The following is a 26,620-nucleotide window of genomic DNA, read 5'->3' as shown; positions in this document are numbered from 1 at the left end:
CAGATCACAGTCCACCTGCCTGGTCCGCCAGGTAGACCCCGAGATACATGGCGCCCGCGACGATCACCATGCCGATCAGCGGCCAGTAGCTGACGTACCGCCGGCGTACGGCGCACACGATGGTCCCGATCAGGGCCACCACCAGCGCCAGGGTGACGCCGCCCCACACCGTCCAGGTAGCGCGCAGGACCTGATCCCACTGCGGACAGTCCCGGTTCGCCTGGCATCCGTTGAGATTCATCCCGAAGAACAGGCTGAAGAACGCGCAGATCCCTCCGCCGGTGAGCAGCACCATCCACAGCACGCCCGCGACCACGGAGTCGAGGAGGACGAGTGCCGAGGAGCGGTTGTGTGCGGGAGGCACAGCGGGTGCGGCGAAGGCGGCAGTGGGGGTCATACACGTCAGCATGGCCGTCGCCGTGAGCCCGCGGATCCGTGGAACTACTCACACCCGCCCGGGTACTTTCGAGGGGTGACCGTCGATGCCGTTCTCGCACCCAGCACCCTGCCCTTCGCTCTCCCGGACTTCGCGGCCTTCGCTGCCGCCGACTACGAGGCGGCCTTCACGGAGGGTTTCGCGCGGCATCGCGCCGAGGTCGCGACGATCGCCCAGAACCCCGATCCGGCGACCTTCACGAACACCGTCGAGGCCATGGAACGCGCCGGAATGGAGTTAGGACGTGTTGCGGCCGTGTTCTTCTCGATCATCTCCACCGACCGCACCGATGAACTCGAGGACGTTCAGGCGAAGGTCTCGCCCGCGTGGTCGGCACACTACGATGCGATCCTGATGGATCGCGAACTGTTCGCACGGATCGACGATCTGTACCACCGGCGGGCGGCACTCGACCTCGACCCGGAGTCTCTCCGGTTGCTGGAGCGATACCACTCCCGGTTCACCCGTGCGGGCGCCGCGCTGGGCGCCGACGCCCAGGATCGGCTCAAGCAGATCAATACCCACCTGGCCGAGCTCACCACCGAGTTCTCCCGCCGCACACTCGCCGATACCAACGCGTGCGCCGTCCACTTCGACTCCGCGGACGATCTCGATGGCCTCGACCCCGATGCCGTGGCCGCCGCGAGGAAGGCTGCCGAGGACGCAGGGACAACGGGCTACGTACTCGCCCTGGGGTATCCGCTCAACCAGCCGAACCTGGCCCGGCTCACGAACCGTGAGGCGCGGCGCCGGGTGTTCGAAGCATCGTCGGGCCGTAACACGCGCGGCGATGACAATGACACCCGCGAACTGATCGCCCGGATCGCCGGCCTCCGGGCAGAACGCGCTGCCCTGTTCGGCTACCCGCATCACGCGGCGTATCAGATCGCCGACCAGACCGCCGGGACCGCCGAAGCGGCACAGCGCATGCTGCTCGACCTGGCCGCGCCGGCGGCACGCAACGCCCGCGCCGAGCGCGCCGAACTGGAGGCGATCGCCGGGCACCCCGTCGAAGCCTGGGACTGGCCGTTCTACGCCCGACTCGCCGAGCAGCGCGCCCAGGCCGGCGAGGGCGAGCCGGGCCCCGCCCTCAGCGACTACCTCGCACTCGACACCGTGATCACCCTCGGCATCTTCGCGGCTGCGACCGGCATGTACGGCATCACCTTCACCGAACGCAGCGATCTCACCCTGCATACCGCCGACGCCCGCGCGTGGCAGGTGGACGGGCCCGACGGCACACCGATCGGTTTGTTCGTGGGCGACTACTTCGCGCGCCCCAGCAAGCGCGGGGGAGCGTGGATGACCAGCTTCGTCGATCAATCCCACCTCCTCGATGCCCTGCCGGTGGTGATCAACGTCTGCAACTTCGTGGCGCCGCCCCCGGGACGTCCCGCGCTGCTCACCCGCGACGAGGTGCGCACCGTCTTTCACGAGTTCGGCCACGCCCTCCATGGGCTGCTCTCGGACGTGACGTATCCGTACTTCTCTGGAACCAGCGTGCCCCGCGACTTCGTCGAGTTCCCCTCCCAGTTCAATGAGATGTTCGCCGCCTGGCCGACAGTCCTGGACGGGTACGCCCGGCATCACGCGACCGGTGAGCCCCTGCCTCAGCGGCTGCGCGAATCCATCCTCGAACCCGGAACCCGCGGTGAGGGATTCAGCACCGTCGAGTATCTCGGTGCCGCGATCATCGACATGGCGTGGCACACCATCGCCCCGGGCACGGTGGTCGACGATGTGGCCGCGTTCGAAGCCGAGGCGCTCGCGGCCGCCGGACTCGATGTTCCCGGTGTACCGCCCCGCTACCGCGGGCCGTTCTTCAACCACATCTTCTCCGGCGGCTACAGCGCCGGGTACTACAGCTACATCTGGTCCGAAGTACTCGACGCCGACGCCGCTGCCTGGTTCACCGCGCATGACGGACCGACTCGGGAGAACGGGGAGCGCCTACGAGCCTCCGTGCTCTCGCGTGGCGGCAGCGTCGACGCCTCGCAGGCCTACCGCGACTTCCGCGGCGCCGACCCGGAGATCGGCCCGCTGCTGGCGCGCCGCGGCCTGAACTGATGCGCTACGGCGTGTGATGCGCCGGGAGGAACGCCGACGCGTCGTGCGCGGTGTCCTCGGCGCGGATCACGTGCACCACGGCGTTGATCAGTGCCAGATGCGTGAACGCCTGCGGGAAGTTGCCCAGGTGTTTGCCGGACTTCGGGTCGATCTCCTCGGCGTACAGCTTCAGCGGTGACGAGTAGGCCAGCAGCCGCTCGCACAGCGCCCGGCCGCGGGCCACCTCGCCGATCTCCACCAACGCCGACACCAGCCAGAACGAGCAGATCGTGAAGGTTCCCTCCTCGCCGGAGAGTCCGTCGTCGGTCTCCTCCACGCGGTACCGCAGCACCAGGCCGTCCTCGGTGAGCTCGTCGGCGATGGCGATCACCGTCGCCCGCACCCGCGGATCGTCGGAGGGCAGGAAGCGCAGCAGCGGCACCAGTAGCAGCGAGGCATCGAGCGCGTCGTTGCCGTACCGCTGGGTGAACACCCCGCGCTCGTCCACGCCGTGTTCGAGGATGTCTTCCTTGATGACGTCGGCCTGCTCGGCCCACTTGCGGGCGTAATCGTCCTCACCGTGCATCGCCGCCAGCTTGGCGCCGCGATCGAGCGCCACCCAGCACATCACCTTCGACGAGGTGAAGTGCTGCGGTTCGCCCCGCACCTCCCAGATGCCACGGTCGGGCTCACGCCAATGCTTGAGCGTCTCCTCGACCTGCTCCTTGAGCACTGGCCACAGGGTCTCCGGGATGCGCTCACTGGACTTGGTGTTCAGGTACACCGAGTCCAGCATCGTGCCCCAGATGTCGTGCTGGCGTTGGTTGTACGCGCCGTTGCCGATCCGGACGGGCTGCGCACCGTCGTACCCCGACAGGTGCGGGAGCTCCTCCTCGATCAGCGTGCGTTCGCCGCCCACGCCGTACATCACCTGCAACGGATGTCGCTCACCGTTGTTCGCCCCCGAGACGTCGGCGATGAACGCGAAGAAGTCCTCGGCCTCCCGGTCCAAGCCCAGTGTGTACAGGCCCCACAGTGCGAACGTCGAGTCGCGCACCCAGGCGTAGCGGTAGTCCCAGTTCCGCTCCCCGTGCGGGGTCTCGGGCAGCGACGTGGTCGACGCCGCGAGCAAGGCACCCGTCGGCGAGTAGGTGAGCCCCTTGAGTGTGAGCGCCGAACGCTGCAGATACGAGCGCCACGGGTGGTCGGGGAACTGGCCCCGGTTGATCCACTGCCGCCACGACTCCGCCGTCGACCACATCTTCTTCGCAGCCTCCGCGAAGGTCTGCGGCACCGGATGCTTGCTCCACGACAGTGCGACGAATGCCTCGTCGCCCTCCTGCATCCTGGTGTGCGCGCGGGCCTCCCTGCCCTCCAGGCCGAGCCGCATGTTGGTGGTGAGCTTCAGCTCGGGATGCAGGTCCGTCTCCGATCGCGCGCGGGCGATCGCCTCGCCGTAGCCGTCCGAGGAGTACTCCCATTTCGCGCCCGCCCGGTTGTAATCGAAGGCCGGCTCGCAGTTGAGCTGCAACTCCACCGTGCCCGAAACGCACCGAACGGTGCGCAGCAGGATGTGCTCGGCATCCCAGTCGGTGGGAGTGCGACGGTGCGTGCGGGACCGTGTCTGGGTGTCGTGCCACGGCCCCATGACCAGGGCGTCCCGCACGATGAGCCAGCCTGTGGAGGTCTGCCACGTGGTCTCCAACATCAGGCTGCCGGGCAGGTAGCGGCGGTCGACCGGGACTCGCACCCCGTACGGGGCGAGCCGGAACGATCCCGCACCGCGATCCAGGATGGCGCCGAACACGCTGGGGGAGTCCGGGCGAGGGATGCACATCCACTCGACGCTGCCGTCCCGCGCGATCAGGCAGGTGTTCTCGCAGTCCGAGAGGAAGGCGTAGTCGTGGATCGGCGGGAAGGCGTTGTCGCCGACGACCACCGCCGCGACCTCGGCTGCCGCTGCCGTGACGACGGCATCGGCGCTGTCTGCTACTGCGTTCTGCTTCGGGGCCATGCAGACAATGATGAGGCACGACCACCGTCCTGTGCGCGTCGGGCGCTAGGCTGGCCCGGTGGACGTGCTGGCGCGATCGGTCGATGCGGTGGAGTTGTGGCTCACCGGTCTGCCCTTTGTCCTGCAGGTTTCCCTGGTGCTGGTTGTACTCTCGATGATCGCAATGCTGGTGGTACAGGTGCTCACCGCACTCATCAATCGGGTGGGCGACGCCCTCCACGGCCCGCTGGGGTCGGCGGGGGAGGAAGAAGACGCAGGTCACGTCCCTGCGGAAGAGGAGCGAAGCGGTGTCTGACAGCGGTGGCGGGTGGCGGTCCTACCTGCCCAAATCGAAGGTCACCCTCGCGCTGATCGCCCTGCTGATCCTGCTCGTGGTCGCGTGGGCATTCACCCGCTGATCTGACTCCGTACGATTCTCGCCTGTCCAGCCCGACGACGAGAACGGCGAGCATGATCGATAAGACCCGCCGCGGCGCCGCCGCACTGTCGCAGCGCGGCCGAGCGCAGGGCATCGTGGTGATCGCCCTCAGCCTGCTGCTCGCAGCGTGCGGAGGCGGATCCACCGATGTACCGCACGGTGCCGACATCTCCAGCGGCCGCTACCAGGTGAACCTCGTCGGTTTCGCCGCCGCTAAGCCGGCCTTCGACGTGGCGATCCCGCTGTTCCGGGCGACCAACCCCGATGTGGGTTTCTCCCAGTCGTACGGCGCCTCCGGCGACCAGAGCCGGAAGGTGGCGCGGCACGTCCCCGCCGACGTGGTGAACTTCTCCGTCCAGCCGGACGTGACCCGCGATGTCAAGGCCGGCGTGATCGACAAGACGTGGGAAAAGGCCTATCCCTACGATTCGGTGCCCTTCACCTCGCTGGTCGCGGTGGTCGTGCGTCCGGGCAATCCGAAGAACATCCGGGACTGGAAGGACCTTCTCAAGCCCGGAGTCGAGGTGGTCACCCCGAACCCCGCCAGCTCCGGATCGGCCAAATGGAACCTGCTCGCGCCCTACGCCGCGCTGTCCGACGGCGGTAAGAACCCCAAGCAGGGCCTCGACTTCGTCAAGGAACTCATCCGCGACCACACCACTGTGAGTCCCGGCTCCGGACGCGATGCCACCGCTGCCTTCGACTCCGGGCAGGGCGATGTCCTGCTGAGCTACGAGAGCGAAGCGGTACTGATGCAGCGGCAGAACAAGGCGGACGGTAAGCCGCCCGTCGAGTACCTCTTCCCGCCGCAGACCTTCCGGATCGAGTTGCCGGTCGCCGTGGTGAACACCGCACAGGATCCCGACGCCGCCGAGCGGTTCGTGAAATTCCTGTTCACACCGGAGGCGCAGCGCGCACTCCCCGAATCGGGGTTCCGGGCCTCCGATCCGGAGGTGGCCGCCGCCACCAGCGGGCTCTTCGGTGCGCAGCCGCAGCAGGTGTGGACCATCAAGCAGCTCGGCGCCGAGCTGGGGAAGGGCACCGCCGCCAAGAACAATGGCAAGGATCTCGCGGGATGGCCCGCCGTGGACGCGGCACTGTTCGGCGAGAAGGGCACCATCGCCGCCGCCTACAAGTCCGGGGGCAAGTGATGCGCACGATCAATCCGCTCCGTATCGGCGTCGCGTGGCTGTGGGTCTCGCTCATCGTGCTGCTGCCGATCGCCGCGATCACCGCCACCGCCTTCGACAACGGCTGGTCGGGGTTCTGGGCGGCGCTCACTGCCAAGAACGCGGTATCGACCCTAGCGATCACGGTCTGGGTCTCGCTCCTCGTCACGCTGATCAACGTGGTGATGGGAACCATCATCGCCTGGGTGCTGGTGCGTGATGACTTCCCCGGTAAGGGCATCGTCAACGCCCTCATCGACCTTCCCTTCGCCCTTCCCACGATCGTGGCCTCGATCGTCCTGCTCTCGCTGTACGGGCCGGACAGTCCGATCGGGTTGACTCTCAACGCCACGCAGCCGGCCCTGGTCATCGCACTGGCCTTCGTCACCCTCCCGTTCGTGGTCCGGCAGGTGCAGCCCGTGCTCATCGAGCTCGACCGAGAAGTGGAGGAAGCGGCGGCATCGCTCGGCGCTCCGAACCGGATCATCGTGCGCAAGATCATCATCCCCACGCTGCTGCCCGCGATCCTCTCGGGTGCCGGACTCGCCTTCACGCGGGCCATCGGTGAGTTCGGTTCCGTGGTCCTGGTCGGCGGCAACATCCCGGGTGAAACGCAAGTGGCCTCGCAGTACATCCAGCAGCAGCTCGAAATCGACAATCAGACCGCCGCGTCCGCGGTCTCGGTGGCGCTGCTCGCCATCGCGTTCGTCCTGCTCGCGGTGATGCGGTTCGTCGGCGGTCGCAGCGCCAAGCGGGAGGAGACGGCCGAATGAGACTGTCCACCAAATCCGTACTCGGACTGCGCACCATCGCGCTGGTGTACCTGTTCCTGCTGCTGGTGCTTCCGATCGCGATCATTCTGTACCGATCGTTCGAGCGTGGTCTCGGCGAGTTCTGGTCCTGGATCACCACACCCGCTGCGATCTCCGCTCTGCAATTGTCACTGCTGATCGTTGCGATCGTGGTGCCGCTCAACGTGATCTTCGGTGTGTTCACCGCACTTGCACTGGCCCGCGGCACGTTTCGTGGGAAGGCAGCGCTTCAGGCAGCGGTCGACCTGCCCTTCGCCGTCTCGCCCGTCGTGGTCGGCGTCGCCCTGATCATGCTGTGGGGCGTCGGTGGCTGGTTCGGCGGCATCGAGTCGCTCGGCTTCCGGGTGATCTTCGGTCTTCCCGGCATGGTGCTGGCCACCGTGTTCGTGACACTTCCCTTCGTGGTGCGCGAGGTGGAGCCGGTGTTGCACGAGATCGGCACCGAACAGGAGCAAGCCGCCGCGACCCTGGGAGCCAACGGCTGGCAGACCTTCTGGCGGATCACGCTGCCCGCGATTCGCTGGGGCCTGACCTACGGCGTCGTCCTGACGGTGGCGCGCGCACTCGGTGAATACGGTGCGGTGCTCATGGTCTCGTCGAATTTCCCGGGCATCTCCCAGACCCTCACCCTGTTGGTGAGCTCCCGCAACCACGACGACTACAACACCTTCGGTGCGTACGCGGCGGCGACGCTGCTGATGGGCCTCGCGCTCGTCACGCTCGTGGTGATGACCCTGCTCGAAGCGACCCGGCGGAGGAACCGAGATGACGATTAACGTGGTGGGCGCGAACAAGCGCTACGGCGACTTCGCCGCCCTGGACGATGTGTCGCTGGAGATTCCGGACGGCTCCCTGACCGCGCTGCTCGGCCCCTCGGGCTCCGGCAAGTCAACGCTGTTGCGGTCCATCGCCGGCCTCGATCGTCTCGATTCCGGTCGGGTCGAGATCGACGGGCGCGATGTGACCGACGCGTCGCCGCAGCACCGTGACATCGGATTCGTCTTCCAGCACTACGCGGCCTTCAAGCACATGACGGTCCGCGAGAACGTGGCCTTCGGCCTGAAGATCCGCAAGCGTCCGGCAGCCGAGGTCAACGCCAAGGTCGATGAACTACTCGAGGTGGTGGGGCTCGCCGGCTTCCAGAAGCGCTACCCGGCACAGTTGTCCGGCGGCCAGCGCCAGCGCATGGCGCTCGCCCGCGCCCTCGCGGTCGATCCGAAGGTGTTGCTGCTCGATGAGCCCTTCGGCGCGCTCGATGCGAAGGTCCGCGATGAGCTGCGGGCCTGGCTGCGCCGCCTGCACGACGAGGTGCACGTGACCACCGTGATCGTCACGCACGATCAGCAGGAGGCGCTCGATATCGCCGACCGGATCGCCGTGCTCAACCGCGGCCGGATCGAGCAGGTCGGCACCCCGGGTGATGTCTACGACCGTCCCGAGACACCGTTCGTGATGTCCTTCCTCGGCTCCGTCGCCAAACTCAACGGGATCATGGTGCGTCCCCACGACATCCGCGTGGGTCGCACCCCCGAATTGGCCCGCCAGGGCGAGCAGACCTCCGAGGAGGCGGGCGTACTGCGGGCCGAAGTCGAGCGCGTGGTGTACCTCGGCTTCGAGGTGCGGGTCGAGTTGAAGAATTCGGCGACGGGGGAACGGTTCCACGCTCAGATCACCCGTGGTGACGCGGCCGCTCTCGATCTGTCCGATGGCGACATCGTGTACGTCCGCGCCACCCACGTCCCGGAGATACCCACAGCCTCGTAACCGCCGAAAACCGTTTGCGGACGCAGGTAACGTGGGCGGTATGACCGGATCCTCTGCCATCAAGTTCCAGCGCGTGACCACTCGCGAGCAGTTGGAGGGCTTTCAGCAGTGCGCGTCGATCGGCTTCCAAGGGCACATGCCCGATCAGGAGTCGTGGATGGAAGCGGTATCGGCGCAGCTGGATTCGCTCGACTTTCGGATCGCCATGGACGGCGACCGCACGGTGGGAACCTTCCTGTCGTTCGATCAGGGGCTCACCGCGGTCGGCGGTGCAACGGTGCCCGTGCGTGCGATATCGGCAGTCACCGTACTGCCTACTCATCGCCGACGCGGAATTCTCGGTAACCACATGCGCGACTGTCTCGACGAGGCCCGCGCCAACGGTGTCGCGGCTGCCACTTTGATCGCGGCGGAGTTCGCGATCTACGGTCGTTATGGTTTCGGGCAGAGCACCGAGACCGTCGACTACCGGATCGCCGTCGACCGCGCTGCGCTGCCGAATCCGCCTGTTGACCAGGTGCTGTACGTCGACGGCGAGGAGTACCTGGCGGCCTCCACGCGGATCCGCGAGGTGCTCGCCTTCGCGGGGAGGGTATCCAAGCTCGATATCAACCAGCGGCGGACTGCCGGGCTGATCCGAGGCGACGGCCCTGACACGACGCTGCGCGTGGTCCTTCGGCGCGGTGTTGAGGTGGCGGGCGTGCTGGTGTACACGGTCGAGAACAAGTGGACCGACGGTAGGCCTGATTCCACGCTCAAGATCACCGAGTTGCTCGGAATCGACGCTGCCGCTGAGCGTGACCTGTGGGCCTTCGCGATGAGCATCGACTGGGTGCGATGGGTCGAGGCAGCCCAGCGGCCACTGGACGACCTCGTGACCACCGTGCCCGCGGACCCGCGCGCGGTGCAGGTGTCTAACCGCACCGATTTCCTGTGGATCCGGCCCTTCGACGTCCCCGCGCTGTTCTCGTCGCGCACATACGCCACGGACGATCGGCTGGTACTGGAGGTAACCGACCCCGGATACGACGGTTCCAACCCCGGCCCGGCGCAGGGCCGTTTCCTTATCGACGGTGCGGCCGGAACCTGTACGCCCACAAACGAATCTGCCGATCTCGCCGTCGACGTCGCAGACCTGGGACGGTTGTGGTTGTCCGACGAGCCGGTGTCGCGACGGGTCGCGATCGGTGCGATCCGTGAGCAGGCCGACGGTGCCGCCGCCCGCGCGGATCTGCTGTTGTTCAGCCCGCGGCGTCCGTGGACCGTCGAGATGTTCTGATGACCGATCCTTCGATCTCACCCGAGTACGTGCGGGTGGAGCGGGACATGCACGTCAGCGGTCTGCGCTACGAGTTCGGACCGCCGAACGCGGACCTGCTGCCCCGGGGTGCGCCGATCGACGTCGCGCAATCGCGTGGACTGTGGTTGTCGATTCCGGGCGCGGGCATCGTGGGGATCGGATTCGATGACGGCGGTGACGAGGAGGAGCGAACCCACCGAGTCGCGGATCAGGTGCAGGTCGCCGTCCTCGACTCCGGGCAGGTCGCCACACTGCGTACCTGGCCGCGTGCCGAGCGCGGCGGAAGTCCGCTGTGGGCGCGACTGCGCGACGGTCTCGCCGTATGGGAAAGCACGGATGGCACGGAGCTCCACCGCATCGGCGAGTTGCCGGCCGGACGATAGCTGTTCCCGCGGAGGCTCCTGCCTCGCGCGGAGGATGCAACTCGATGAGGAGTGGGAAACCTCCGCGCGAACGAGGGGATCATCGGGCAGCTGCTTGCGGGCGGGCCTTTGGGGCACACGTCCTCGGCTCTGCCCCGGGTCGGCGTTCCGTAGGAGACCGAGCGCGACCTGGGCCACCGTCTGAGAAGGTCAGACGAGATGCGCGAGTGCGTCACCGACAAGGCCGGCGGCGAGGGTGTTTCCACTCTGTGGATCGATCAGCAGGAAACTGCCCATCTCGCGGTTCTTGTCGTAGTCGTCGGCCACGATCGGCTCCGCCGTCTGCACGCCGATCCGACCGATCTGGTTGAGCTCCAGTCCTTCTCCCGGAACAACCTTGAGGTTCTGCTCGTCGAAGACCGCATCGACCCCGCCGATGATCGCCTGCGTGGTCTTCGTTCCGTGCTTGAGCAGAAGTCGGGCGCCGATGCGCAGCGGCTTCTCGGCCAGCCAGCACACCGTTGCCTCGAACTGCTGTCGGGGCTCGGGAGCGTCTGCGGCGGAGACGATCACGTCGCCGCGAGAGACATCGACGTCATCGGCGAGGATCACCGTCACCGACCGGCCGGTGTGCGCGGACGCGAGCTCGCCGTCGGGAGTGTCGATCCGCTCGACTCGGCTGCGTGTACCCGCGGGCAGTACCAACACCTCGTCGCCCACATCGACCGTTCCGGCCGCCACCTGCCCGGCATACCCGCGGTAGTCGGGGTACTCGGGGGTGCGGGGCCGGATCACGTACTGCACCGGGAAGCGGAAACCGATCGGCGTGATATCCGGATCCGTGGGGATCGACTCCAGGTGTTCGATGAGCGACGGACCGTCGTAGTACGGAGTGGTCTCCGAGCGCGATGCCACGTTGTCGCCGTGCAGCGCCGAGACCGGGATGGCGTGCACCGAATCGTCGGACCAGCCCAATGAAGCTGTCAGCGACCGGAATTCGGCCGAGATCTCGTGGAACACCGAAGCCGGATCGTCGACCAGATCGATCTTGTTGACCGCCAAGACCACGCGCGGCACACCCAGCAGAGACAGCACCGCGGCGTGCCGGCGGGTCTGCTCGATGACACCCTTGCGCGCATCGGTCAGCAGGATCACCACTTGCGCGGTGGACGCGCCCGACACCGTGTTCCGGGTGTACTGCACGTGCCCCGGAGTGTCGGCGAGGATGAACGACCGATTGGGTGTGGCGAAGTACCGGTAGGCCACGTCGATGGTGATGCCCTGTTCGCGCTCGGCGCGCAGACCGTCGACCAACAGCGACAGGTCGGGGGTGTCGAGGCCCTTATCGACCGACGCGCGAGTCACGGCGTCGATCTGATCGGCGAGTACCGACTTCGTGTCGTACAGCAATCGCCCGACCAGGGTCGACTTACCGTCATCGACCGAACCGGCCGTCGCGAGACGCAGAAGCGCGGGGGCGCTGCTCATCAGAAGTAGCCCTCTTTCTTACGGTCTTCCATCGCGGCCTCGGAGACCCGGTCGTCGCCGCGGGTGGCACCGCGCTCGGTGAGGCGCGATGCCGCGACCTCGGCCATGATCTGCTCGTTCGTCGAGGCGGTCGACTCGATCGCGCCGGTGGTGGAACCGTCGCCCACGGTGCGGTACCGCACCGACAGGGTGCGCACCTGCTCGCCGTCGCGCGGGCCGCCCCACACGCCCGAGGTCATGAGCATGCCGTCACGGTCGAACACCTCGCGCTCGTGCGCGTAGTAGATCGAGGCCAGCTCGATGTCCTCGCGGGCGATGTAACGCCAGATGTCGAGCTCGGTGAAGTTGCTGATCGGGAACACCCGCACGTGCTCACCCGGTGCGTGCCGCCCGTTGTACAGGTTCCACAGTTCGGGCCGCTGCTTCTTCGGATCCCACTGGCCGAAAGCGTTGCGCAGCGAGAAGATCCGCTCCTTGGCGCGGGCCCGCTCCTCGTCACGGCGGCCGCCGCCGAACACCGCATCGAAGCGGTTCTCGGTGATCGCATCCAGCAGCGGCACCGTCTGCAGCGGATTGCGGATGCCATCGGCGCGCTCTTCGAGCCGGCCATCGGCGAGGTAGTCCTCCACCGACGCCACGTGCAGGCGGAGGTTGTACTTCTCGACCATCTTGTCGCGGAAGGCCAGCACCTCCGGCAGATTGTGACCGGTGTCCACGTGCAGCAGGGCGAAGGGCAGCGGCGCCGGCCAGAAGGCCTTGACCGCGAGGTGCAGCAGCACGGTCGAGTCCTTGCCACCGGAGAACAGGATCACCGGACGCTCGAACTCGCCGGCCACCTCGCGGAAGATGTGGATCGCCTCCGACTCGAGCGCGTCGAGGGTGCTGAATTCGGTGCTCGTAGCCGGAGGATTCTCGGAAATGGTCATGAGGCGTGCAGTCCGCATTCTGTCTTGGTCGAACCGGCCCAGCGGCCGCTTCGAGGATCGGATCCGGGAGCCGGCTTCTTCGTGCAGGGCTGGCACCCGATCGACGGATAGCCCTCGTCGACCAGCGGATTCACCAGGACACCGTTCGCGTCGATGAACTGCTGCATCTGCTCGTCGGACCAGTCGACGATCGGATTCACCTTGAGCAGGCCGAAGCCCTCGTCGAACGAGATGAACGGCGCGTTCGCGCGCGTCGGCGACTCCACCCGGCGAATACCGGTGACCCAGGCGCGGTAGCCCTTGAGAGTCTCCCGCAGCGGCACCACCTTGCGCAGGTTGCAGCACTGCGCCGGATCGCTCGCGAACAGGTCCTTGCCGAGCAGAGCGTCCTGCTCGCCGACGCTGTGCTCCGGTGTCACGTTGAGCAACTCGACGTCGTAGACCGCCTCGACCGCATCACGCATGCCGATGGTCTCGGGGAAGTGGTAGCCCGTGTCCAGGAACAGCACCTTCGGCCGGTCCTGGACCTGCTTCGCGAGGTGCACGAGCACCCCGTCCTGCATGTTCGACGCGACCACGAAGTCCTCGCCGAAGGTATCCAGTGTCCACCGCAGCAGGGTGAGTGCATCGGCGCCCTCCAGCTCCTTCGAGGCGCGTTCCGCGAGGGCGCGCAGCTCGTCAGCAGTGGCGTCGGTCAGGGAATTCGATGGGGCAGTCACCGTAGATCCTCCTCGGCGGCCCGGAGCGTCCACTGCGCGAAGCGTTCGTCGCCCTCGCGCTGTGCCACGAAGTTCCGCACCACTCGCTCGATGTAGTCCCCGAGCTCCGTCGACAGCACCTTGTGTTGGCGCAGCTTACGGCCGAACCCGCTGTCGAGCCCGAGGCTTCCACCAAGGTGAACCTGGAAGCCCTCGACTTGATTCCCCTCGTGGTCGTCCACGAGCTGGCCCTTGAAGCCGATGTCGGCGATCTGGGACCGGCCGCACGAGTTGGGGCAGCCGTTGATGTTCACCGTGATCGGGACGTCCAGCTGGGCGTTGATGTCGGCGAGTCGCTGCTCCAGTTCGGGCACCAGCACCTGCGAGCGCTTGCGGGTCTCGACGAAGGAAAGCTTGCAGAACTCGATGCCGCTGCACGCGATCAGGTTGCGCCGCCAGATCGACGGGCGCCCCTGCAGGCCCACCGGCGCCAGCTCGTCGATCAGAGAGTCGACCTGGTCGTCGGGGACGTCGAGCACGATCAACTTCTGATACGGCGTGAACGAGGCCCGGTCCGAGCCGACCCGCTCCATCGCATCGGCCACCTTGCTCAGCACCGTGCCCGAGACGCGGCCGGCGATGGGGGAGAAGCCGACGGCGTTGAGGCCGTTGCGCAGCTTCTGCACGCCGATGTGGTCGATGGGACGCTCCGGCTGTGCGGGAGCGGGGCCGTCGATCAGCGTGCGGCCGAGGTACTCGTCCTCCAGGACCTGGCGGAACTTCTCGATCCCCCAGTCCTTGACCAGGAACTTCAGTCGCGCCTTCGAGCGCAGCCGGCGGTAGCCATAGTCGCGGAAGATCGAGACCACGCCCTCCCAGACGTCGGGCACCTCGTCGAGCGGGATCCAGGCGCCCACCCGCTGCGCGAGCATCGGATTCGTCGACAGGCCACCGCCGACCCACAGATCCAGGCCGGGGCCGTGCTCGGGGTGCACCACGCCGACGAAGGCCACGTCGTTGATCTCATGGACCACGTCCTGCTGGCCCGAGATCGCGGTCTTGAACTTGCGGGGAAGGTTCGAGTACTTCGGATCGCCGATGTAGCGGCGCACGATCTCGTCGATCGCCGGCGACGGATCGAGGACCTCGCCGAAGGACTCGCCCGCCAGCGGCGAGCCGAGCACCACGCGCGGGCAATCGCCGCAGGCCTCGGTGGTCTTGAGGCCCACGGCCTCCAGGCGCTTCCATATCTCGGGTACGTTCTCGATCTCGATCCAGTGGTACTGGACGTTCTCGCGGTCGGAGAGATCGGCGGTATCGCGGGCGAATTCCGTCGAGATCTCGCCCAACACCCGCATCTGCTCGGCGTTGAGCTTCCCGCCGTCGCAGCGCACCCGCATCATGAAATACGGGGCTTCGAGCAGGTCGATGTTCTCGTCGCCGGTGTAGGTGCCGTCGTATCCCTGCTCGCGCTGGGTGTACAGGCCCCACCAGCGCATCCGGCCGCGTAGGTCCGACTTGTCGATCGAATCGAACCCCTGCTTGGAGTAGATGTTCTCGATCCGGGCCCGCACGTTGAGCGGGTTGTCGTCCTTCTTGGTCTGCTCGTTCGCGTTCAGCGGTTCGCGGTAGCCCAGCTTCCACTGGCCCTCGGACTTCCGCTGTGCCGGGCGCTTGCGAGCGGGCCGCGCGGGAGCGGCGTCAGCGGAGGAAAGGGGAGCGTCGGCAGTCGACGTCATGAAGACTCCTGTGGATTAACGAAGATGGCGCGCCGGGCTGTGGCGCAAGAGCGGTGCGGCGCGCAGAAACGCCTTCAATCAGGCCTGACAGCTGCTGCTGCAGACCCGCAGGTAGTCAATGTGCCGGCGCGAAGCCAGCAGCTCACCCTGTCCATCCATCGGGATCATTGTGCCACCGGCTGGACGAAAGTTGGAATCGGGGTGGTTCGAACCACACTGCGCTCGCGCCACCGACCGGTTCGGCCCTGGCCGCCGCGACTGCCAGACTGAAGGGATGACGCAGTCCCTCGCCGCCCCCACTCTGCCCTCGCTGGAGGGCAGCTCTGCGCCGTTCGGGCTCTATCTGCACGTTCCGTTCTGCGCCACCCGCTGCGGATACTGCGATTTCAATACCTACACCGCGGGTGAGTTGGGCGGATCCTCGTCGCCGCAGGCGTGGGCCGAAGCCATCGACGGGGAACTGGCGCTGGCGCGTGCGACCGTCGGCGATGTGCCGGTGCACACGGTGTTCGTGGGCGGCGGCACACCGTCGTTGCTCGGCGGAGACGGCCTCGCCGCGCTGCTCGACACCGCCCGCCGCCACTTCCGGTTCGTCGACAACGCCGAGATCACCACCGAATCGAACCCGGAATCCACCTCACCCGAGTTCTTCCGACGGCTCCGCGATGCGGGGTTCACTCGCGTCTCGTTGGGCATGCAGTCGGCGGCCGCTCACGTGCTCACCGTGCTCGACCGGACGCACACACCGGGACGCGCGGTCGCGGCGGCGAAGGAGGCCCGCGCGGCGGGCTTCGAGCACGTGAACCTCGACCTGATCTACGGCACCCCCGGGGAAACCGATGCCGATCTCGCGGCCTCGTTGGATGCGGTGCTCGATGCGGGCGTGGACCACGTCTCGGCGTATGCGCTCATCGTCGAGGACGGAACCGCCTTGGCCCGCCGGATCCGCCGCGGCGAATTGCCCGACACCGATGACGACGTCTTGGCGCGGCGCTACGAGCAGGTGGACGGCGCGCTGCGCGGCGCCGGCTTCGACTGGTACGAGGTGTCGAACTGGGCGCGCAGCGACGCCGCACGGTGCCACCACAACGAGTTGTACTGGGAGGGCGCCAACTGGTGGGGAGCCGGCCCGGGCGCCCACGGGCACATCGCCGGGACCCGCGTGTGGAACATCAAGCACCCCGCCCGCTACGCCGATGCCGTCGGCCGCGGCGAACTGCCACTGGCCGGGCACGAGACACTCACCGCGGAGCAACAGCACGTCGAGGACGTGATGCTGCGGGTGCGGATGCGGTCGGGCCTGCCGCTCGCGGTCCTCCGCCCTGCGGAGCGCGAACGCGCCGACGCCGAGGCCGCCGAGGGCAACCTCGACCGCGTCGGTGCGGCCTACGTGCTCACCGACGCCGGGCGACTCCTCGCCGATGGCGTGGTACGCCGCATCCTCGACTGACGATCAGGCCAGCGACCACACCACGGTGACGGTCACACTCAGCGACTGTTCGCCGGATTCGATCGGAACCGGCGCCGCAGCCGTGCCCTGGAGGCCGCCCGGTGCCGAGAAGTCGCGGGTGCCCGGCGCGCGCGCCGACGGGACCTCGCTCACCGTCCGGACCTCGCCGAGCTTGCCTCCCGCCAGCTTCGCGTACTGCTCCGCGCGGGTCTTGGCCGCGGCGAAGGCCTTATCGCGAGCGGTGGCCTTGAGGGCGTCGTCGTTCTCGATGTCGAAACCCACCGAGTTGATCCGAGTGCCGTTCCCGCCCGCGGTCGCGAGATCGCCGAGCAGCTTCGACGCGGTGTCGAGCTTGCGCACCTTGATGGTCAGCGATTGCGTCGCCTCGTAGGCCGTGATCGCCTGGTCCGGACCGGTCCGGGCGGAGACGTCGACGTTCGCGGTGGAGATGTCCTTGCGATCCACGCCGTTCGCGGCGGCAGTATCGATCACCTTCTGGGCGCCCTCGGAAGACTGGTTCAGGGCGGACGAGACATCGCCCGCCTGATGCTGGACTGCCATCTTCACCGTGAGCACATCGGGTTTGCCGCTGGCCTCGCCGGTTCCGACCGCGGTGATCTCGCGGGGGGAGCCGTTCGAGTCGCCCGACGAACAGGCCGCCACGGAGCCGGCCGCCGCGACGGAGACGAGCGCAACGGCCCCGGCGGTCCGCCACCGACGCACCGTGCTGGATTTCGAGTTCGACATGATCTCGATGGTGCCAGCGCCGTCGCCGTCCCGCGCGGGTTCGGCCGTTACCTCAACGCACCTATCGCTGAGCCAACTCCCATTCCACGACGACGCGTGCGCTGACCGACCGCTCGCCCACGGCCATCGCCGGTCCGCTGTCGGCGGCCTGGCGCGCGGCGAACATCACCTCGGGCACCGGTCCGTGCCCGGACGGCTCGTCCGCGATCGACACCACGGCGCCCAGCGTGACGCCGGCCAGAGAGGCGTAGTGCTCGGCCTTGCGCCGGGCATCGGCGAACGCGGCCTCCCGGGCCCGGTCCAGCGGGCCCGCACCGTCGGAGACCGCGAAGCTCACCGATTCGATCCGGGCCGCGTCACCCGCCGCTGTCGCGGCGGCCTGCAGTACCGCGGCCGCGCGGTCGGTGTCCCGAATCGTGACGGTGAGGGACTCGGTCGCGGCGTAACCCTCCAGCCGCCGGTCCTCCCATGGCCCCGTTTCGACCGGCTGCAGGCCGACGTCGGTGGTGGCGATATCGGCGTCGGCGACGCCTGCCCGGTGGACCGCCGAGACCACGGCGTGGGCCGCACCCGATGCGCCGGAGAAGGCGGAGGCCACGTCCCCCGCGCGGCTCTGTACCCCGATCCGGGCGATCACGACGTCGGGGATCGCGGGGGCCGAACCGGAGCCGGTCTGACGGATGGAACGGGTCATGTCTGTGCCTTTCAGTCGCGCCGCGCGTGCTTGCCGTGCTTCACCGAGGATGCCGGACGGGGCGGGGTACCGGGCGCGAGCACGTGCACGCGGCAATGCAGCACCTGCCGGCCGCGCAGCGCGGCGCGGACCGCCCGGTGCAGGCCGTCCTCGAGATACAGGTCGCCGTTCCACTCGACAGCGTGCGGGAACAGGTCGCCGTAGAACGTCGAGTCCTCGGAGAGCAGCCGGTCGAGAGCGAGGACCGCGGTCGTGGTGACCAGCTGGTCGAGGCGCACTCTGTGCGGCGGGATCTTCGACCATTCGCGATGAGTGAGGCCGTGATCGGGGTACGGCTTTTCGTCGAGAACGCCCTTGAAGATCACCGTTCGACTCTAGCCCGCGTAAGCTGGACCTTCGAAGAAGAACCCAGCCCGAACGGAGGTGACGCGCTCGATGTCGAGCACCGAGGACCGGCGTTTCGAGGTACTGCGCGCGATCGTCGCCGATTACGTCGAGACGCAGGAACCCGTGGGATCGAAGGCTCTCGTGGATCGGCACCAACTCGGTGTGTCCAGCGCGACCGTGCGCAACGACATGGCGGTGCTCGAGGCGGAGGGCTACATCACCCAGCAACACACCAGCTCGGGCCGCATCCCCACCGAGAAGGGCTACCGGCAGTTCGTCGACCGCATCGCACAGGTCAAGCCGCTGTCGTCGGCGGAGCGTCGGGCGATCCTCCAATTCCTGGAGACCGGTGTCGACCTCGATGACGTGCTGCAGCGGTCGGTGCGGCTGCTGGCGCAGCTCACCCGGCAGGTCGCCGTGATCCAGTACCCGGTGATCAGTTCGGCGCGGGTGCGGCACCTCGAAGTGGTGGCGCTGGCCCCCACGCGGCTGCTGCTCGTGGTGATCCTGGACTCCGGGCGGGTGGAGCAGCGGCTGGTCGAGCTGGGCGACGCCGCGTCCGACGAGGAACTCGCACGGCTGCGCGATCTGTTCGGCGCCGCCGTGCACGGCAAGGTGATCCCCGATGCGTCGATGGCGGTCGCCGACTTGGCCCCGCTCGCCCCGCGCGATATGCGCGATGCCGTGATCCGGATCTCGACGGTGCTGGTGGAGACCTTGGTCGAGCGTGCGGACGACCGCCTCGTGCTGGGTGGCACCGCGAACCTCACCCGGAACGCCGGTGATTTCGACGCCGTCTCCGGATCGCTGCGCAGCGTGCTGGAGACGCTGGAGGAACAGGTCGTGGTGCTCAAGCTCCTCACCGCCCGCCAGCAGCCCGGCATGGTCTCGGTGGCCATCGGCTCCGAGACGCAGGACGAGAATCTGCGGGGCGCCTCCGTGGTGTCCACGGGCTACGGCTCGTCGGGCGCCGTGTTCGGCGGCGTCGGCGTGCTCGGGCCGACGCGGATGGACTATCCAGGCACGATCGCATCCGTCGCCGCCGTTGCCCGGTACGTCGGAGAGGTGCTGGGAGCTCGCTGACCAGCCCGAATGGTCCCATCGCCAGACGTGGTGGAATCATGAGTTGAGTGGAGCCCGCTCTGGTCTCCACGCTCGAAAGACCTGTACGAGTTCGTTGTGAGGAATTAGCTGCTGTGGCCCGTGACTACTACCGCATCCTGGGCGTCGATTCGAAGGCCTCCGACCAGGAGATCAAGCGCGCGTACCGGAAGCTGGCCCGCGAGCTGCACCCGGATGTGAACCCCGACGATGCGGCGCAAGAGAAGTTCCGCGACGTCTCCGACGCCTACGAGGTGCTCAGCGACCCCGAGAAGCGGCGGGTGGTCGACATGGGCGGCGATCCGCTCGACAGCTCTCCGGGTGGGTTCGGGGGAGGCGCCGGCGGCTTCGGTGCCGGCGGCTTCACCGGTGGGCTCGGCGACGTCTTCGAAGCGTTCTTCGGCGGCGGAATGGGTGGTGGCGGTCGCGGCCCGCGTGGCCGGGTGCGTCCCGGGGATGACGCCCTCATCCGCATGGAACTCGATCTGGAGGAGTGCGCCACCGGCGTGAGCCGCGAGATCACCGTCGACACCGCCGTGCTCTGCGACAAGTGCCAGGGTGCCGGTACCGAGGGCGACTCGAAGCCCACGACCTGCCCCACCTGCCAGGGGGCGGGCGAGGTCCAGTCGGTTCAGCGGTCCTTCCTCGGCCAGGTGATGACCTCACGTCCGTGCCCCACCTGCTCCGGTGCCGGTGAGGTCATCCAGAATCCCTGCTCCAAGTGCGCCGGTGACGGCCGTGTACGCAGCCGCCGCACCCTCACGGTGAAGATCCCGGCGGGTGTCGGCGACGGTATGCGCGTGCGGCTCGCCGGCCAGGGTGAGGTCGGCCCCGGTGGCGGTCCCGCCGGAGATCTGTACGTCGAGGTCACCGAACGAGAACACGAATTCCTCGTGCGTGACGGCAACACACTGCACGTCACGGCGCGGGTTCCGATGTTCGACGCTGCACTCGGCGGTGCGGTCACCATGCCCACCGTGATCGACGGTGAGCTCAGCGTCGAGATCCCCGCCGGTATTCAGCCCGGCGATACCAAGGTGCTGCGCGGGCACGGTATGCCGCAGGTCAACACCCAGAACCGGGGCAACCTGGTGGTGCACTTCGATGTGGTCGTCCCGGCTCGCCTGGACAAGAAGCAGGCCGAGAAGCTGCGTGAGTTCAAGGCGTTGTTCCCGGGCGAGGAACCCCACGTGGCCCGTCGCGGCGGACCGGATCAGTCCAGCGGGCTGTTCTCCCGGCTCCGCGACACGTTCGCCGGACGGTAACCGCAGGTGGCGGCCACCGTCTTCCTCGCGGAGGTGTTGCCGGCGCCCGGCGAGGAGTACCTGCTCGACGGTGACGAGGGGCGGCACGCTGCCGCAGTGCGCAGGATCCGGGTAGGGGAGGAGCTGGTGCTCTCCGACGGTGCCGGAGGCTTCGCCCGGTGCGCGGCCGAGGCGGTCGGAAAGTCCGATGTCACGGTGCGGTGTGCGCAGACCTGGACGGTTCCCGCGCCCTCACCACGGGTGATCGTGGTGCAGGCCCTCCCGAAGTCCGATCGCGCCGAACTCGCCGTCGAATTGGCCACCGAGGCCGGTGCCGATGAGATCGTGCCGTGGCAGGCAGCACGATGCGTCGCGCGGTGGGACGGTGCGAAGAGCAAGGCCGAGAAGGGGGTCGCACGCTGGCGTGCGGTGGCCCGGTCCGCCGCGAAACAGGCTCGCAGAGCGTATGTTCCGCGAGTCCACGATCTGGTGACCGGTCGCGAACTCATCCCGCTACTCACCAGTATGGATGCGAATGTAGTTGTCTTGCATGAAGGTTCAGCGGTGCCTTTGGGTGAGGTTGACTTCTCAGTAACAACAACCGTCGTTATTGTGGTGGGACCGGAGGGCGGAATCAGCCCCGAGGAATTGGACGCCCTGGTCGCGATGGGTGCGCAGCCCGCACTCCTCGGCCCCACGGTGCTGCGGACTTCGACCGCGGCGGCGGTGGCACTCGGGGCCATCGGCGTCCTGACCGACAGGTGGGCGCAGACCCCGCCGGCTTGAGGGCTCGACCACGGAAGGCACCTACACGATGGCGCGTCGCATCTTCTACGGCAGCGAGGAATCGCAGCACGGGCACTTCTACCCGGGCGACGATGCGAAGCCGCTGATCACGCTGGTGCACGGCGGCTACTGGCGGAACCTGTATTCGATGACGATGGAGTCCAAGGTCGCGAAGGATCTCAACGACCGCGGCTATCCGGTGTGGAACGTCGAGTACCGGCGCGTAGGCGAGCCCGGCGTGGTGTGGCCCATCCCGGGCGATGATGTGCTTGCCGCCATCGACTACGGCACCCAGAAGCTGGCCAAGAGCGGCCACATCGTCGCGGCGCACAGCGCCGGGGCCACGCTGGCCGTGTGGGCGGCGGCGCAGCGCCCCGACCTGCTGGGTGTCATCTCCCGCGGCGGTGTGCTCGACCTCATCGAGCGTGGCGACGGCGATCAGTCGATGCGGCTGCTCTTCGATCTGGGACCGAACGCGAACCCACGGCTGATCAAGCGCACCTTCGCGCAGGCCAGCCCCGTCGCTCAGATGCCTTTCAAGACCCCGGTCCGGGCGCTGCACGGCCGCCTCGACGAGCAGGTGCCCTATCAGCTTTCGGAGTGGTTCCTCTCGCAGGCGCAGGAGAACGGCATGGACGCCACTCTGACCATGATCGAGGGCGAGGGACACGACGATTTCCTCGAGCCCGGCTCGAAGGGGCATGCGGCCACGGTCGCCGCGATCGAGGAGCTCTCCGCGCGCTGACGGTCCGCCACGCGAATCTCAGAGGCGGTACCACCCTCCGGGGGACTAAACTGGAGATATCCGCCCCGGCAGGGGCGGTGTCCCACCTCTCCGACGAAGGATTGACCCACCGCGTGGTAGATCGAACCAGTTCCGAAACCCGTACCGAGGCCGTCGGCCGGGCGCGGTCGACGATCGAGATCCCCATCGAGCTCACGTTCGGGCTGCTCGGCCCCGCGGACGCGAATCTTCGTGCCCTCGAATCGGCCCTGACCGCCGACATCCACGCCCGCGGCAATGTCATCAACCTCTCCGGCGCGCCCGCCGATGTCGCGCTCGCCGAGCGCGTGATCGCCGAGTTGCTCGCGGCGGTGCGCAGCGGTGTCGCGGTGAGCCCGGAGGAGGTCCGCCGTTCGATCGGCATGATGACCGACGGCTCGGGGGAGTCGCCCGCCGAGGTCCTCACGCTCGACATCATCTCGCGCCGCGGGAAGACGGTGCGCCCGAAGACCGTCAACCAGAAGAAGTACGTCGACGCGATCGACGAGCACACCATCGTGTTCGGCGTCGGTCCTGCCGGTACCGGCAAGACGTATCTGGCGATGGCGAAGGCAGTCCAAGCGCTCCAGTCCAAGCAAGTCAGCCGCATCATCCTGACCCGGCCTGCGGTCGAGGCCGGCGAACGGCTGGGCTTCCTACCCGGCACGCTCAACGACAAGATCGACCCGTATCTGCGACCGCTGTACGACGCGCTGCACGACATGATGGATCCCGAGGCGATCCCGAAGCTGATGGCGGCGGGCGTGATCGAGGTGGCCCCGCTGGCGTACATGCGCGGCCGCACGCTCAACGACGCGTTCATCATCCTCGACGAGGCGCAGAACACCACGGCCGAGCAGATGAAGATGTTCCTCACCCGTCTCGGGTTCGGCTCGAAGATCGTGGTGACCGGCGATGCGACGCAGGTCGACCTGCCGGGCGGCGCCACCAGCGGCCTGCGTGCGGCAGTCAACATCCTGCGCGGTATCGACGACATCCATATCGCCGAGCTGTCCAGTGCCGACGTGGTGCGCCACCGCCTGGTCGCCGAGATCGTGGACGCCTACTCCGAATTCGAGGAGCAACTCGCCTCCAGCAAGGTGCGCCCCCAACTGGGTGCGCGCCGGATACCGGGCCGCCGATGAGTATCGAATTCGCCAACGAGTCGGGTTTCGACGTCGACGAGGCCGAGCTGGTTGCGGTGGCCGCCTTCGCCATCGCCGCGATGGACGTGCACCCCGGCGCCGAGCTGAACATGCTCGCCGTGGATCTGGACACCATGGCCGATCTGCACGTGAAGTGGATGGATCTGCCCGGTCCTACCGACGTGATGAGCTTTCCGATGGACGAGCTCACCCCGGGCGGGCGGCCGGATATGGTCGACGCGGGCCCGGCCACCCTCGGCGATATCGTGCTGTGCCCACAATTCGCGGCCGAACAGGCCGAGGCCGCCGGGCATTCCACCGCCCACGAGCTGAACGTGCTCACCGTGCACGGCGTGCTGCACCTGCTCGGCTTCGATCACGCGGAGCCCGAAGAGGAGCGTGAGATGTTCGGCCTGCAGGACAGCATTCTCGCCGAGTACTACGCGGAGCTGCGCGAGAACGAGCGACGCGCCAAGCAGAGCGCCCGTGATGACAAACTGCTGGGCCGCACCGGCTTCCTCGGCCGGCGGGACTGATCCGTGAGCTCGTCGATCCTCCTGGTCATCGGCGTCGTCGCACTGGTCCTGCTGGGAGGCTTGTTCGCCGCCGTCGACGCCGCGTTACTCACCGTTTCGCCGGCCCGCGTCGAAGACCTGGTCGAGGACAACCGACCGGGCGCGAAGCGATTGCAACGGGTCTTGCAGAACCGCCCGCTCTACGTGAATCTCGCTGTGCTGCTTCGGACCGCCTGCGAGATCTCGGCCACCGTACTGATGTTCATGGTGCTCGATCGCTACCTGTCCACCGCGTGGACGGCCGTGATCACCGCCGTCACCATGACTGTCGTCAGCTACGTCCTGATCGGCGTGGGGCCGCGCACCCTCGGCCGCCAGCACGCCTATTCGCTCGGTTGCGCGGCGGCATTGCCCATGCAGGTGATCGCGACACTGATGGGCCCGATCACCAGGCTGCTCATCCTGCTCGGTAACGCCGTCACCCCCGGTCGCGGATTCCGCAACGGCCCGTTCGCGACCGAAGTCGAACTGCGTGAGCTCGTCGATATGGCGCAGCAGCGCGGAGTGGTCGATGCGGACGAGGGCAAGATGATCCAGTCGGTCTTCGAACTCGGCGATACCGCCGCCCGCGAGGTGATGGTGCCACGCCCCGAGATCGTGTGGATCGAATCCGATAAGACGGTCTCCCAGGCGATTCGGCTCGCCGTGCGCTCGGGCCACTCCCGGATACCGGTGATCGGCGAGAACGTCGACGATGTGCGGGGCGTGGTCTACCTCAAAGACCTCGTCGCGCTGCCCGACGGTGCCGATCGGCATGCCATCGAGGTGGGCACGATGGCCCGCGACGCGGTTTTCGTGCCGGACTCGAAGCCGGTGGACGCGCTGCTGCGCGAGATGCAGTTGACCAACAACCACATGGCCGTGCTGGTCAACGAATACGGTTCCATCGCCGGCCTGGTGACCATCGAGGACGTGCTGGAGGAGATCGTCGGCGAAATCACCGACGAGTACGACGCCGACGAGATCGCTCCCATCGAGGACCTCGGCGGCGGCGTGTACCGGGTGTCCGCGCGGCTCGACCTGGAGTCGCTGGGCGAGCTGTACGACAAGGACATCGAGGAGGACGAGGTCGACACGGTCGGTGGCCTGCTCGGACTCGTGCTCGGGCGCGTCCCGCTGCCCGGCAGCGAGGCGCAGGCGCACGGCCTGTTGCTGGAGGCCGAGGGGTCCACGGATCGTCGTGGGAGGATGCGGATTACCACCGTCGTGGTGCGCCGCGCCGACGACGAAGATGACGAGGTCGCCTCCGATGAGGCGGACGAGAAGGAGAGCGTGTGAGTGAGATCGGCGAGGAGGACCGCAAACTGATGACCCTGGCGCGCGGCGCGATGGCTCGTGCGGGCGCCGATCACGGTGCCGCCGTGCGGGATCTGGATGGCCGCAGCTATGCCGGTGCACCGGTGGCGTTGGCGGCGTTGTCGCTCACCGCGCTGCAGGTGGCGGTGGCGACCGCCGTCAGTTCCGGTGCGCAGGGCTTCGAGGCCGCCGTCCTGATCGGCGAAGTCGACGGTGCCGACCCGGGCGTCGCGGCTCTGCGCGAGGTGACGCACGAGGCGCACGTCCTGCTCGTCGATGCGGCGGGGGAGGCGCGACGATGACCGATACCCCCGAGAACATCGGCCCCGCCGATACAGATTTCCGTTCCGGGTTCGTGTGCTTCGTGGGCCGGCCGAACACCGGCAAATCCACGCTGACCAACGCGCTGGTGGGTTCCAAGGTGGCGATCACCAGCTCGCGGCCGCAGACCACCCGGTCGACGATCCGCGGGATCGTCAACCGACCGAACTGCCAGCTGGTGCTCGTGGACACGCCCGGTCTGCACCGTCCCCGGACACTACTGGGGCAGCGGCTCAACGATCTGGTGCGCGACACCTACTCCGAGGTCGACATCATCTGCCTCACCATCCCCGCCGACGAGAAGATCGGTCCCGGCGACAAGTACATCCTGGATCAGGTGCGGCACATGGCACCCCGGACGCCGCTGTTGGGTGTGGTCACCAAGATCGACAAGGTGGGCCGCGACAAGGTGGCCGAACAACTACTCGCCGTCTCGAAGTTCCTGGGCGAGAACAGCGATGTGATCCCGGTGTCGGCGGCGTCGGGCGAGCAGGTCGAGGACTTGGTGCAGTTGCTCGCATCGAAGATGCAGCCCGGTCCGGCGTTCTACCCGGACGGCGAGGTCACCGATACCGACGACGACACCATGATGGCCGAGCTGATCCGCGAGGCCGCTCTGGAAGGCGTGCGCGACGAATTGCCGCACTCGTTGGCCGTGGTGATCGAGGAGGTCATCGAGCGCGAGCAGACCGAGGCGCAGGTTAAGGCAGACAAGCCCGGGATGCTCGATGTGCACGCGCTGCTGTACGTGGAGCGCCCCTCGCAGAAGGCGATCATCATCGGCAAGGGCGGTTCACGCCTGAAGTCCGTGGGCACCGAGGCCCGTACCGAGATCGAGAAGCTGTTGGGCCGCAAGGTGTACCTGTCACTGCATGTGAAGGTAGCCAAGGACTGGCAGCGTGACCCGAAGCAGCTGGGCCGCCTGGGCTTCTAGCGCTC

At 67.6% G+C, this 26,620-nt stretch carries 27 protein-coding genes; 18 read left to right on the top strand and 9 right to left on the bottom strand.

Features of this window, described 5'->3' with window-relative positions:
* Positions 1–4: 4 nt before the first annotated feature.
* Entirely contained in the window at positions 5–397 is a 393-nt protein-coding gene (locus TPAU_RS13935) for a hypothetical protein (RefSeq protein WP_115329642.1), read from the bottom strand.
* 75 nt (positions 398–472) lie between these two features.
* Between TPAU_RS13935 and TPAU_RS13930 the strand changes: the two genes are divergently transcribed.
* On the top strand, positions 473–2,503 hold the full coding sequence (locus TPAU_RS13930; protein ID WP_013127396.1) for a M3 family metallopeptidase: 2,031 nt from the start codon (positions 473–475) through the stop codon (positions 2,501–2,503).
* A gap of 4 nt (positions 2,504–2,507) precedes the next feature.
* Here TPAU_RS13930 and TPAU_RS13925 read toward each other — a convergent pair whose 3' ends face one another.
* Positions 2,508–4,496: a glycoside hydrolase family 15 protein gene (locus tag TPAU_RS13925; protein WP_013127395.1), complete on the bottom strand. Its 1,989-nt coding sequence runs from the start codon at positions 4,494–4,496 to the stop codon at positions 2,508–2,510.
* A 58-nt stretch (positions 4,497–4,554) separates the two neighbouring features.
* Between TPAU_RS13925 and TPAU_RS13920 the strand changes: the two genes are divergently transcribed.
* From TPAU_RS13920 to TPAU_RS13890, 7 genes are all read left to right on the top strand, one after another.
* Positions 4,555–4,791, top strand: a complete 237-nt coding sequence (locus TPAU_RS13920; protein WP_013127394.1) for a hypothetical protein — start codon at positions 4,555–4,557, stop codon at positions 4,789–4,791.
* A gap of 155 nt (positions 4,792–4,946) precedes the next feature.
* Positions 4,947–6,065, top strand: coding sequence for a sulfate ABC transporter substrate-binding protein (locus TPAU_RS13915; RefSeq protein WP_013127392.1), 1,119 nt, complete (start codon positions 4,947–4,949; stop codon positions 6,063–6,065).
* Positions 6,065–6,856 carry a sulfate ABC transporter permease subunit CysT gene (gene cysT, locus TPAU_RS13910; protein ID WP_013127391.1) on the top strand — a complete coding sequence of 264 codons (792 nt, stop codon included), beginning with the start codon at positions 6,065–6,067 and terminating at the stop codon, positions 6,854–6,856. The genes TPAU_RS13915 and cysT overlap by 1 nt, the downstream gene beginning before the upstream one ends.
* Positions 6,853–7,671 carry a sulfate ABC transporter permease subunit CysW gene (gene cysW / locus TPAU_RS13905; RefSeq protein ID WP_013127390.1) on the top strand — a complete coding sequence of 273 codons (819 nt, stop codon included), beginning with the start codon at positions 6,853–6,855 and terminating at the stop codon, positions 7,669–7,671. The genes cysT and cysW overlap by 4 nt, the downstream gene beginning before the upstream one ends.
* Positions 7,661–8,659, top strand: a complete 999-nt coding sequence (locus tag TPAU_RS13900; protein ID WP_013127389.1) for a sulfate/molybdate ABC transporter ATP-binding protein — start codon at positions 7,661–7,663, stop codon at positions 8,657–8,659. Before cysW ends, TPAU_RS13900 begins: the two co-directional genes overlap by 11 nt.
* Positions 8,660–8,699: 40 nt before the next feature.
* Entirely contained in the window at positions 8,700–9,938 is a 1,239-nt protein-coding gene (locus tag TPAU_RS13895) for a GNAT family N-acetyltransferase (protein WP_013127388.1), read from the top strand.
* A complete protein-coding gene (locus tag TPAU_RS13890; protein WP_013127387.1) occupies positions 9,938–10,342 on the top strand; it encodes a hypothetical protein in 405 nt (134 codons plus the stop codon). The genes TPAU_RS13895 and TPAU_RS13890 overlap by 1 nt, the downstream gene beginning before the upstream one ends.
* Positions 10,343–10,531: 189 nt before the next feature.
* Here the strand turns inward: TPAU_RS13890 and TPAU_RS13885 are convergent, their stop codons facing one another.
* The 4 genes from TPAU_RS13885 to TPAU_RS13870 are packed head-to-tail and all read right to left on the bottom strand — an operon-like array spanning position 10,532 to position 15,172.
* Positions 10,532–11,809, bottom strand: a complete 1,278-nt coding sequence (locus tag TPAU_RS13885) for a sulfate adenylyltransferase subunit 1 (RefSeq protein ID WP_013127386.1) — start codon at positions 11,807–11,809, stop codon at positions 10,532–10,534.
* Positions 11,809–12,753 carry a sulfate adenylyltransferase subunit CysD gene (gene cysD, locus TPAU_RS13880; RefSeq protein WP_086012707.1) on the bottom strand — a complete coding sequence of 315 codons (945 nt, stop codon included), beginning with the start codon at positions 12,751–12,753 and terminating at the stop codon, positions 11,809–11,811. The genes TPAU_RS13885 and cysD overlap by 1 nt, the downstream gene beginning before the upstream one ends.
* Complete coding sequence (locus TPAU_RS13875) at positions 12,732–13,454, bottom strand: phosphoadenylyl-sulfate reductase (protein ID WP_013127384.1); 723 nt, start codon at positions 13,452–13,454, stop codon at positions 12,732–12,734. The genes cysD and TPAU_RS13875 overlap by 22 nt, the downstream gene beginning before the upstream one ends.
* Positions 13,451–15,172: a nitrite/sulfite reductase gene (locus tag TPAU_RS13870; protein ID WP_013127383.1), complete on the bottom strand. Its 1,722-nt coding sequence runs from the start codon at positions 15,170–15,172 to the stop codon at positions 13,451–13,453. Before TPAU_RS13870 ends, TPAU_RS13875 begins: the two co-directional genes overlap by 4 nt.
* 274 nt (positions 15,173–15,446) lie before the next feature.
* On the opposite strand from TPAU_RS13870, the gene hemW reads away from it, so the two are divergent.
* A complete protein-coding gene (gene hemW, locus TPAU_RS13865) occupies positions 15,447–16,622 on the top strand; it encodes a radical SAM family heme chaperone HemW (RefSeq protein ID WP_013127382.1) in 1,176 nt (391 codons plus the stop codon).
* A 3-nt stretch (positions 16,623–16,625) separates the two neighbouring features.
* On the opposite strand, the gene TPAU_RS13860 is transcribed toward hemW, so the two are convergent.
* From TPAU_RS13860 to TPAU_RS13850, 3 genes are all read right to left on the bottom strand, one after another.
* A complete protein-coding gene (locus tag TPAU_RS13860) occupies positions 16,626–17,369 on the bottom strand; it encodes an SIMPL domain-containing protein (RefSeq protein WP_013127381.1) in 744 nt (247 codons plus the stop codon).
* A 61-nt stretch (positions 17,370–17,430) separates the two neighbouring features.
* Complete coding sequence (locus TPAU_RS13855) at positions 17,431–18,063, bottom strand: SIMPL domain-containing protein (protein WP_013127380.1); 633 nt, start codon at positions 18,061–18,063, stop codon at positions 17,431–17,433.
* 11 nt (positions 18,064–18,074) lie between these two features.
* Positions 18,075–18,428, bottom strand: a complete 354-nt coding sequence (locus tag TPAU_RS13850; RefSeq protein ID WP_013127379.1) for a type II toxin-antitoxin system VapB family antitoxin — start codon at positions 18,426–18,428, stop codon at positions 18,075–18,077.
* A gap of 70 nt (positions 18,429–18,498) precedes the next feature.
* Here TPAU_RS13850 and hrcA point away from each other — a divergent pair, with 70 nt between their 5' ends.
* The 9 genes from hrcA to era all read left to right on the top strand — a co-directional run bounded on the left by hrcA (position 18,499) and on the right by era (position 26,615).
* Positions 18,499–19,533 (top strand): heat-inducible transcriptional repressor HrcA, encoded by a 1,035-nt coding sequence (gene hrcA, locus TPAU_RS13845; RefSeq protein WP_013127378.1) that lies wholly within the window; start codon positions 18,499–18,501, stop codon positions 19,531–19,533.
* Positions 19,534–19,646: 113 nt separating this feature from the next.
* On the top strand, positions 19,647–20,816 hold the full coding sequence (gene dnaJ, locus TPAU_RS13840; RefSeq protein ID WP_013127377.1) for a molecular chaperone DnaJ: 1,170 nt from the start codon (positions 19,647–19,649) through the stop codon (positions 20,814–20,816).
* Between the two features lie 6 nt (positions 20,817–20,822).
* Positions 20,823–21,581, top strand: coding sequence for a 16S rRNA (uracil(1498)-N(3))-methyltransferase (locus TPAU_RS13835; protein WP_013127376.1), 759 nt, complete (start codon positions 20,823–20,825; stop codon positions 21,579–21,581).
* Positions 21,582–21,609: 28 nt separating this feature from the next.
* Entirely contained in the window at positions 21,610–22,326 is a 717-nt protein-coding gene (locus tag TPAU_RS21975; protein WP_013127375.1) for an alpha/beta hydrolase family protein, read from the top strand.
* Positions 22,327–22,439: 113 nt separating this feature from the next.
* A complete protein-coding gene (locus TPAU_RS13825; RefSeq protein WP_086012724.1) occupies positions 22,440–23,489 on the top strand; it encodes a PhoH family protein in 1,050 nt (349 codons plus the stop codon).
* Positions 23,486–24,025 carry an rRNA maturation RNase YbeY gene (gene ybeY, locus TPAU_RS13820; protein ID WP_013127373.1) on the top strand — a complete coding sequence of 180 codons (540 nt, stop codon included), beginning with the start codon at positions 23,486–23,488 and terminating at the stop codon, positions 24,023–24,025. Before TPAU_RS13825 ends, ybeY begins: the two co-directional genes overlap by 4 nt.
* Positions 24,026–24,028: 3 nt before the next feature.
* Positions 24,029–25,342, top strand: coding sequence for a hemolysin family protein (locus TPAU_RS13815; protein WP_013127372.1), 1,314 nt, complete (start codon positions 24,029–24,031; stop codon positions 25,340–25,342).
* Positions 25,339–25,662, top strand: coding sequence for a hypothetical protein (locus tag TPAU_RS13810; RefSeq protein WP_013127371.1), 324 nt, complete (start codon positions 25,339–25,341; stop codon positions 25,660–25,662). The genes TPAU_RS13815 and TPAU_RS13810 overlap by 4 nt, the downstream gene beginning before the upstream one ends.
* The gene (gene era / locus TPAU_RS13805; RefSeq protein WP_013127370.1) at positions 25,659–26,615 is read left to right on the top strand and encodes a GTPase Era; all 957 of its coding nucleotides are present in this window, start codon (positions 25,659–25,661) and stop codon (positions 26,613–26,615) included. Before TPAU_RS13810 ends, era begins: the two co-directional genes overlap by 4 nt.
* Positions 26,616–26,620 lie beyond the last annotated feature (5 nt).

This window comes from Tsukamurella paurometabola DSM 20162 (genome assembly GCF_000092225.1).
Taxonomy (GTDB): Bacteria; Actinomycetota; Actinomycetes; order Mycobacteriales; family Mycobacteriaceae; genus Tsukamurella; species Tsukamurella paurometabola.
This window is presented reverse-complemented; position numbering and strand designations above follow the sequence as displayed.

Coding starts and splice junctions, on each gene's coding strand:
- cysT (WP_013127391.1), top strand. CDS start 6,065: ATGCGCACGATCAATCCGCTCCGTATCGGCGTCGCGTGGCTGTGGGTC.
- TPAU_RS13860 (WP_013127381.1), bottom strand. CDS start 17,369: ATGTCGAACTCGAAATCCAGCACGGTGCGTCGGTGGCGGACCGCCGGG.
- hrcA (WP_013127378.1), top strand. CDS start 18,499: ATGTCGAGCACCGAGGACCGGCGTTTCGAGGTACTGCGCGCGATCGTC.
- ybeY (WP_013127373.1), top strand. CDS start 23,486: ATGAGTATCGAATTCGCCAACGAGTCGGGTTTCGACGTCGACGAGGCC.
- TPAU_RS13870 (WP_013127383.1), bottom strand. CDS start 15,172: ATGACGTCGACTGCCGACGCTCCCCTTTCCTCCGCTGACGCCGCTCCC.
- TPAU_RS13900 (WP_013127389.1), top strand. CDS start 7,661: ATGACGATTAACGTGGTGGGCGCGAACAAGCGCTACGGCGACTTCGCC.
- cysD (WP_086012707.1), bottom strand. CDS start 12,753: ATGCGGACTGCACGCCTCATGACCATTTCCGAGAATCCTCCGGCTACG.
- TPAU_RS13915 (WP_013127392.1), top strand. CDS start 4,947: ATGATCGATAAGACCCGCCGCGGCGCCGCCGCACTGTCGCAGCGCGGC.
- TPAU_RS13890 (WP_013127387.1), top strand. CDS start 9,938: ATGACCGATCCTTCGATCTCACCCGAGTACGTGCGGGTGGAGCGGGAC.
- TPAU_RS13935 (WP_115329642.1), bottom strand. CDS start 397: ATGACCCCCACTGCCGCCTTCGCCGCACCCGCTGTGCCTCCCGCACAC.
- TPAU_RS13885 (WP_013127386.1), bottom strand. CDS start 11,809: ATGAGCAGCGCCCCCGCGCTTCTGCGTCTCGCGACGGCCGGTTCGGTC.
- hemW (WP_013127382.1), top strand. CDS start 15,447: ATGACGCAGTCCCTCGCCGCCCCCACTCTGCCCTCGCTGGAGGGCAGC.
- TPAU_RS21975 (WP_013127375.1), top strand. CDS start 21,610: ATGGCGCGTCGCATCTTCTACGGCAGCGAGGAATCGCAGCACGGGCAC.
- cysW (WP_013127390.1), top strand. CDS start 6,853: ATGAGACTGTCCACCAAATCCGTACTCGGACTGCGCACCATCGCGCTG.
- TPAU_RS13925 (WP_013127395.1), bottom strand. CDS start 4,496: ATGGCCCCGAAGCAGAACGCAGTAGCAGACAGCGCCGATGCCGTCGTC.
- era (WP_013127370.1), top strand. CDS start 25,659: ATGACCGATACCCCCGAGAACATCGGCCCCGCCGATACAGATTTCCGT.
- TPAU_RS13855 (WP_013127380.1), bottom strand. CDS start 18,063: ATGACCCGTTCCATCCGTCAGACCGGCTCCGGTTCGGCCCCCGCGATC.
- TPAU_RS13895 (WP_013127388.1), top strand. CDS start 8,700: ATGACCGGATCCTCTGCCATCAAGTTCCAGCGCGTGACCACTCGCGAG.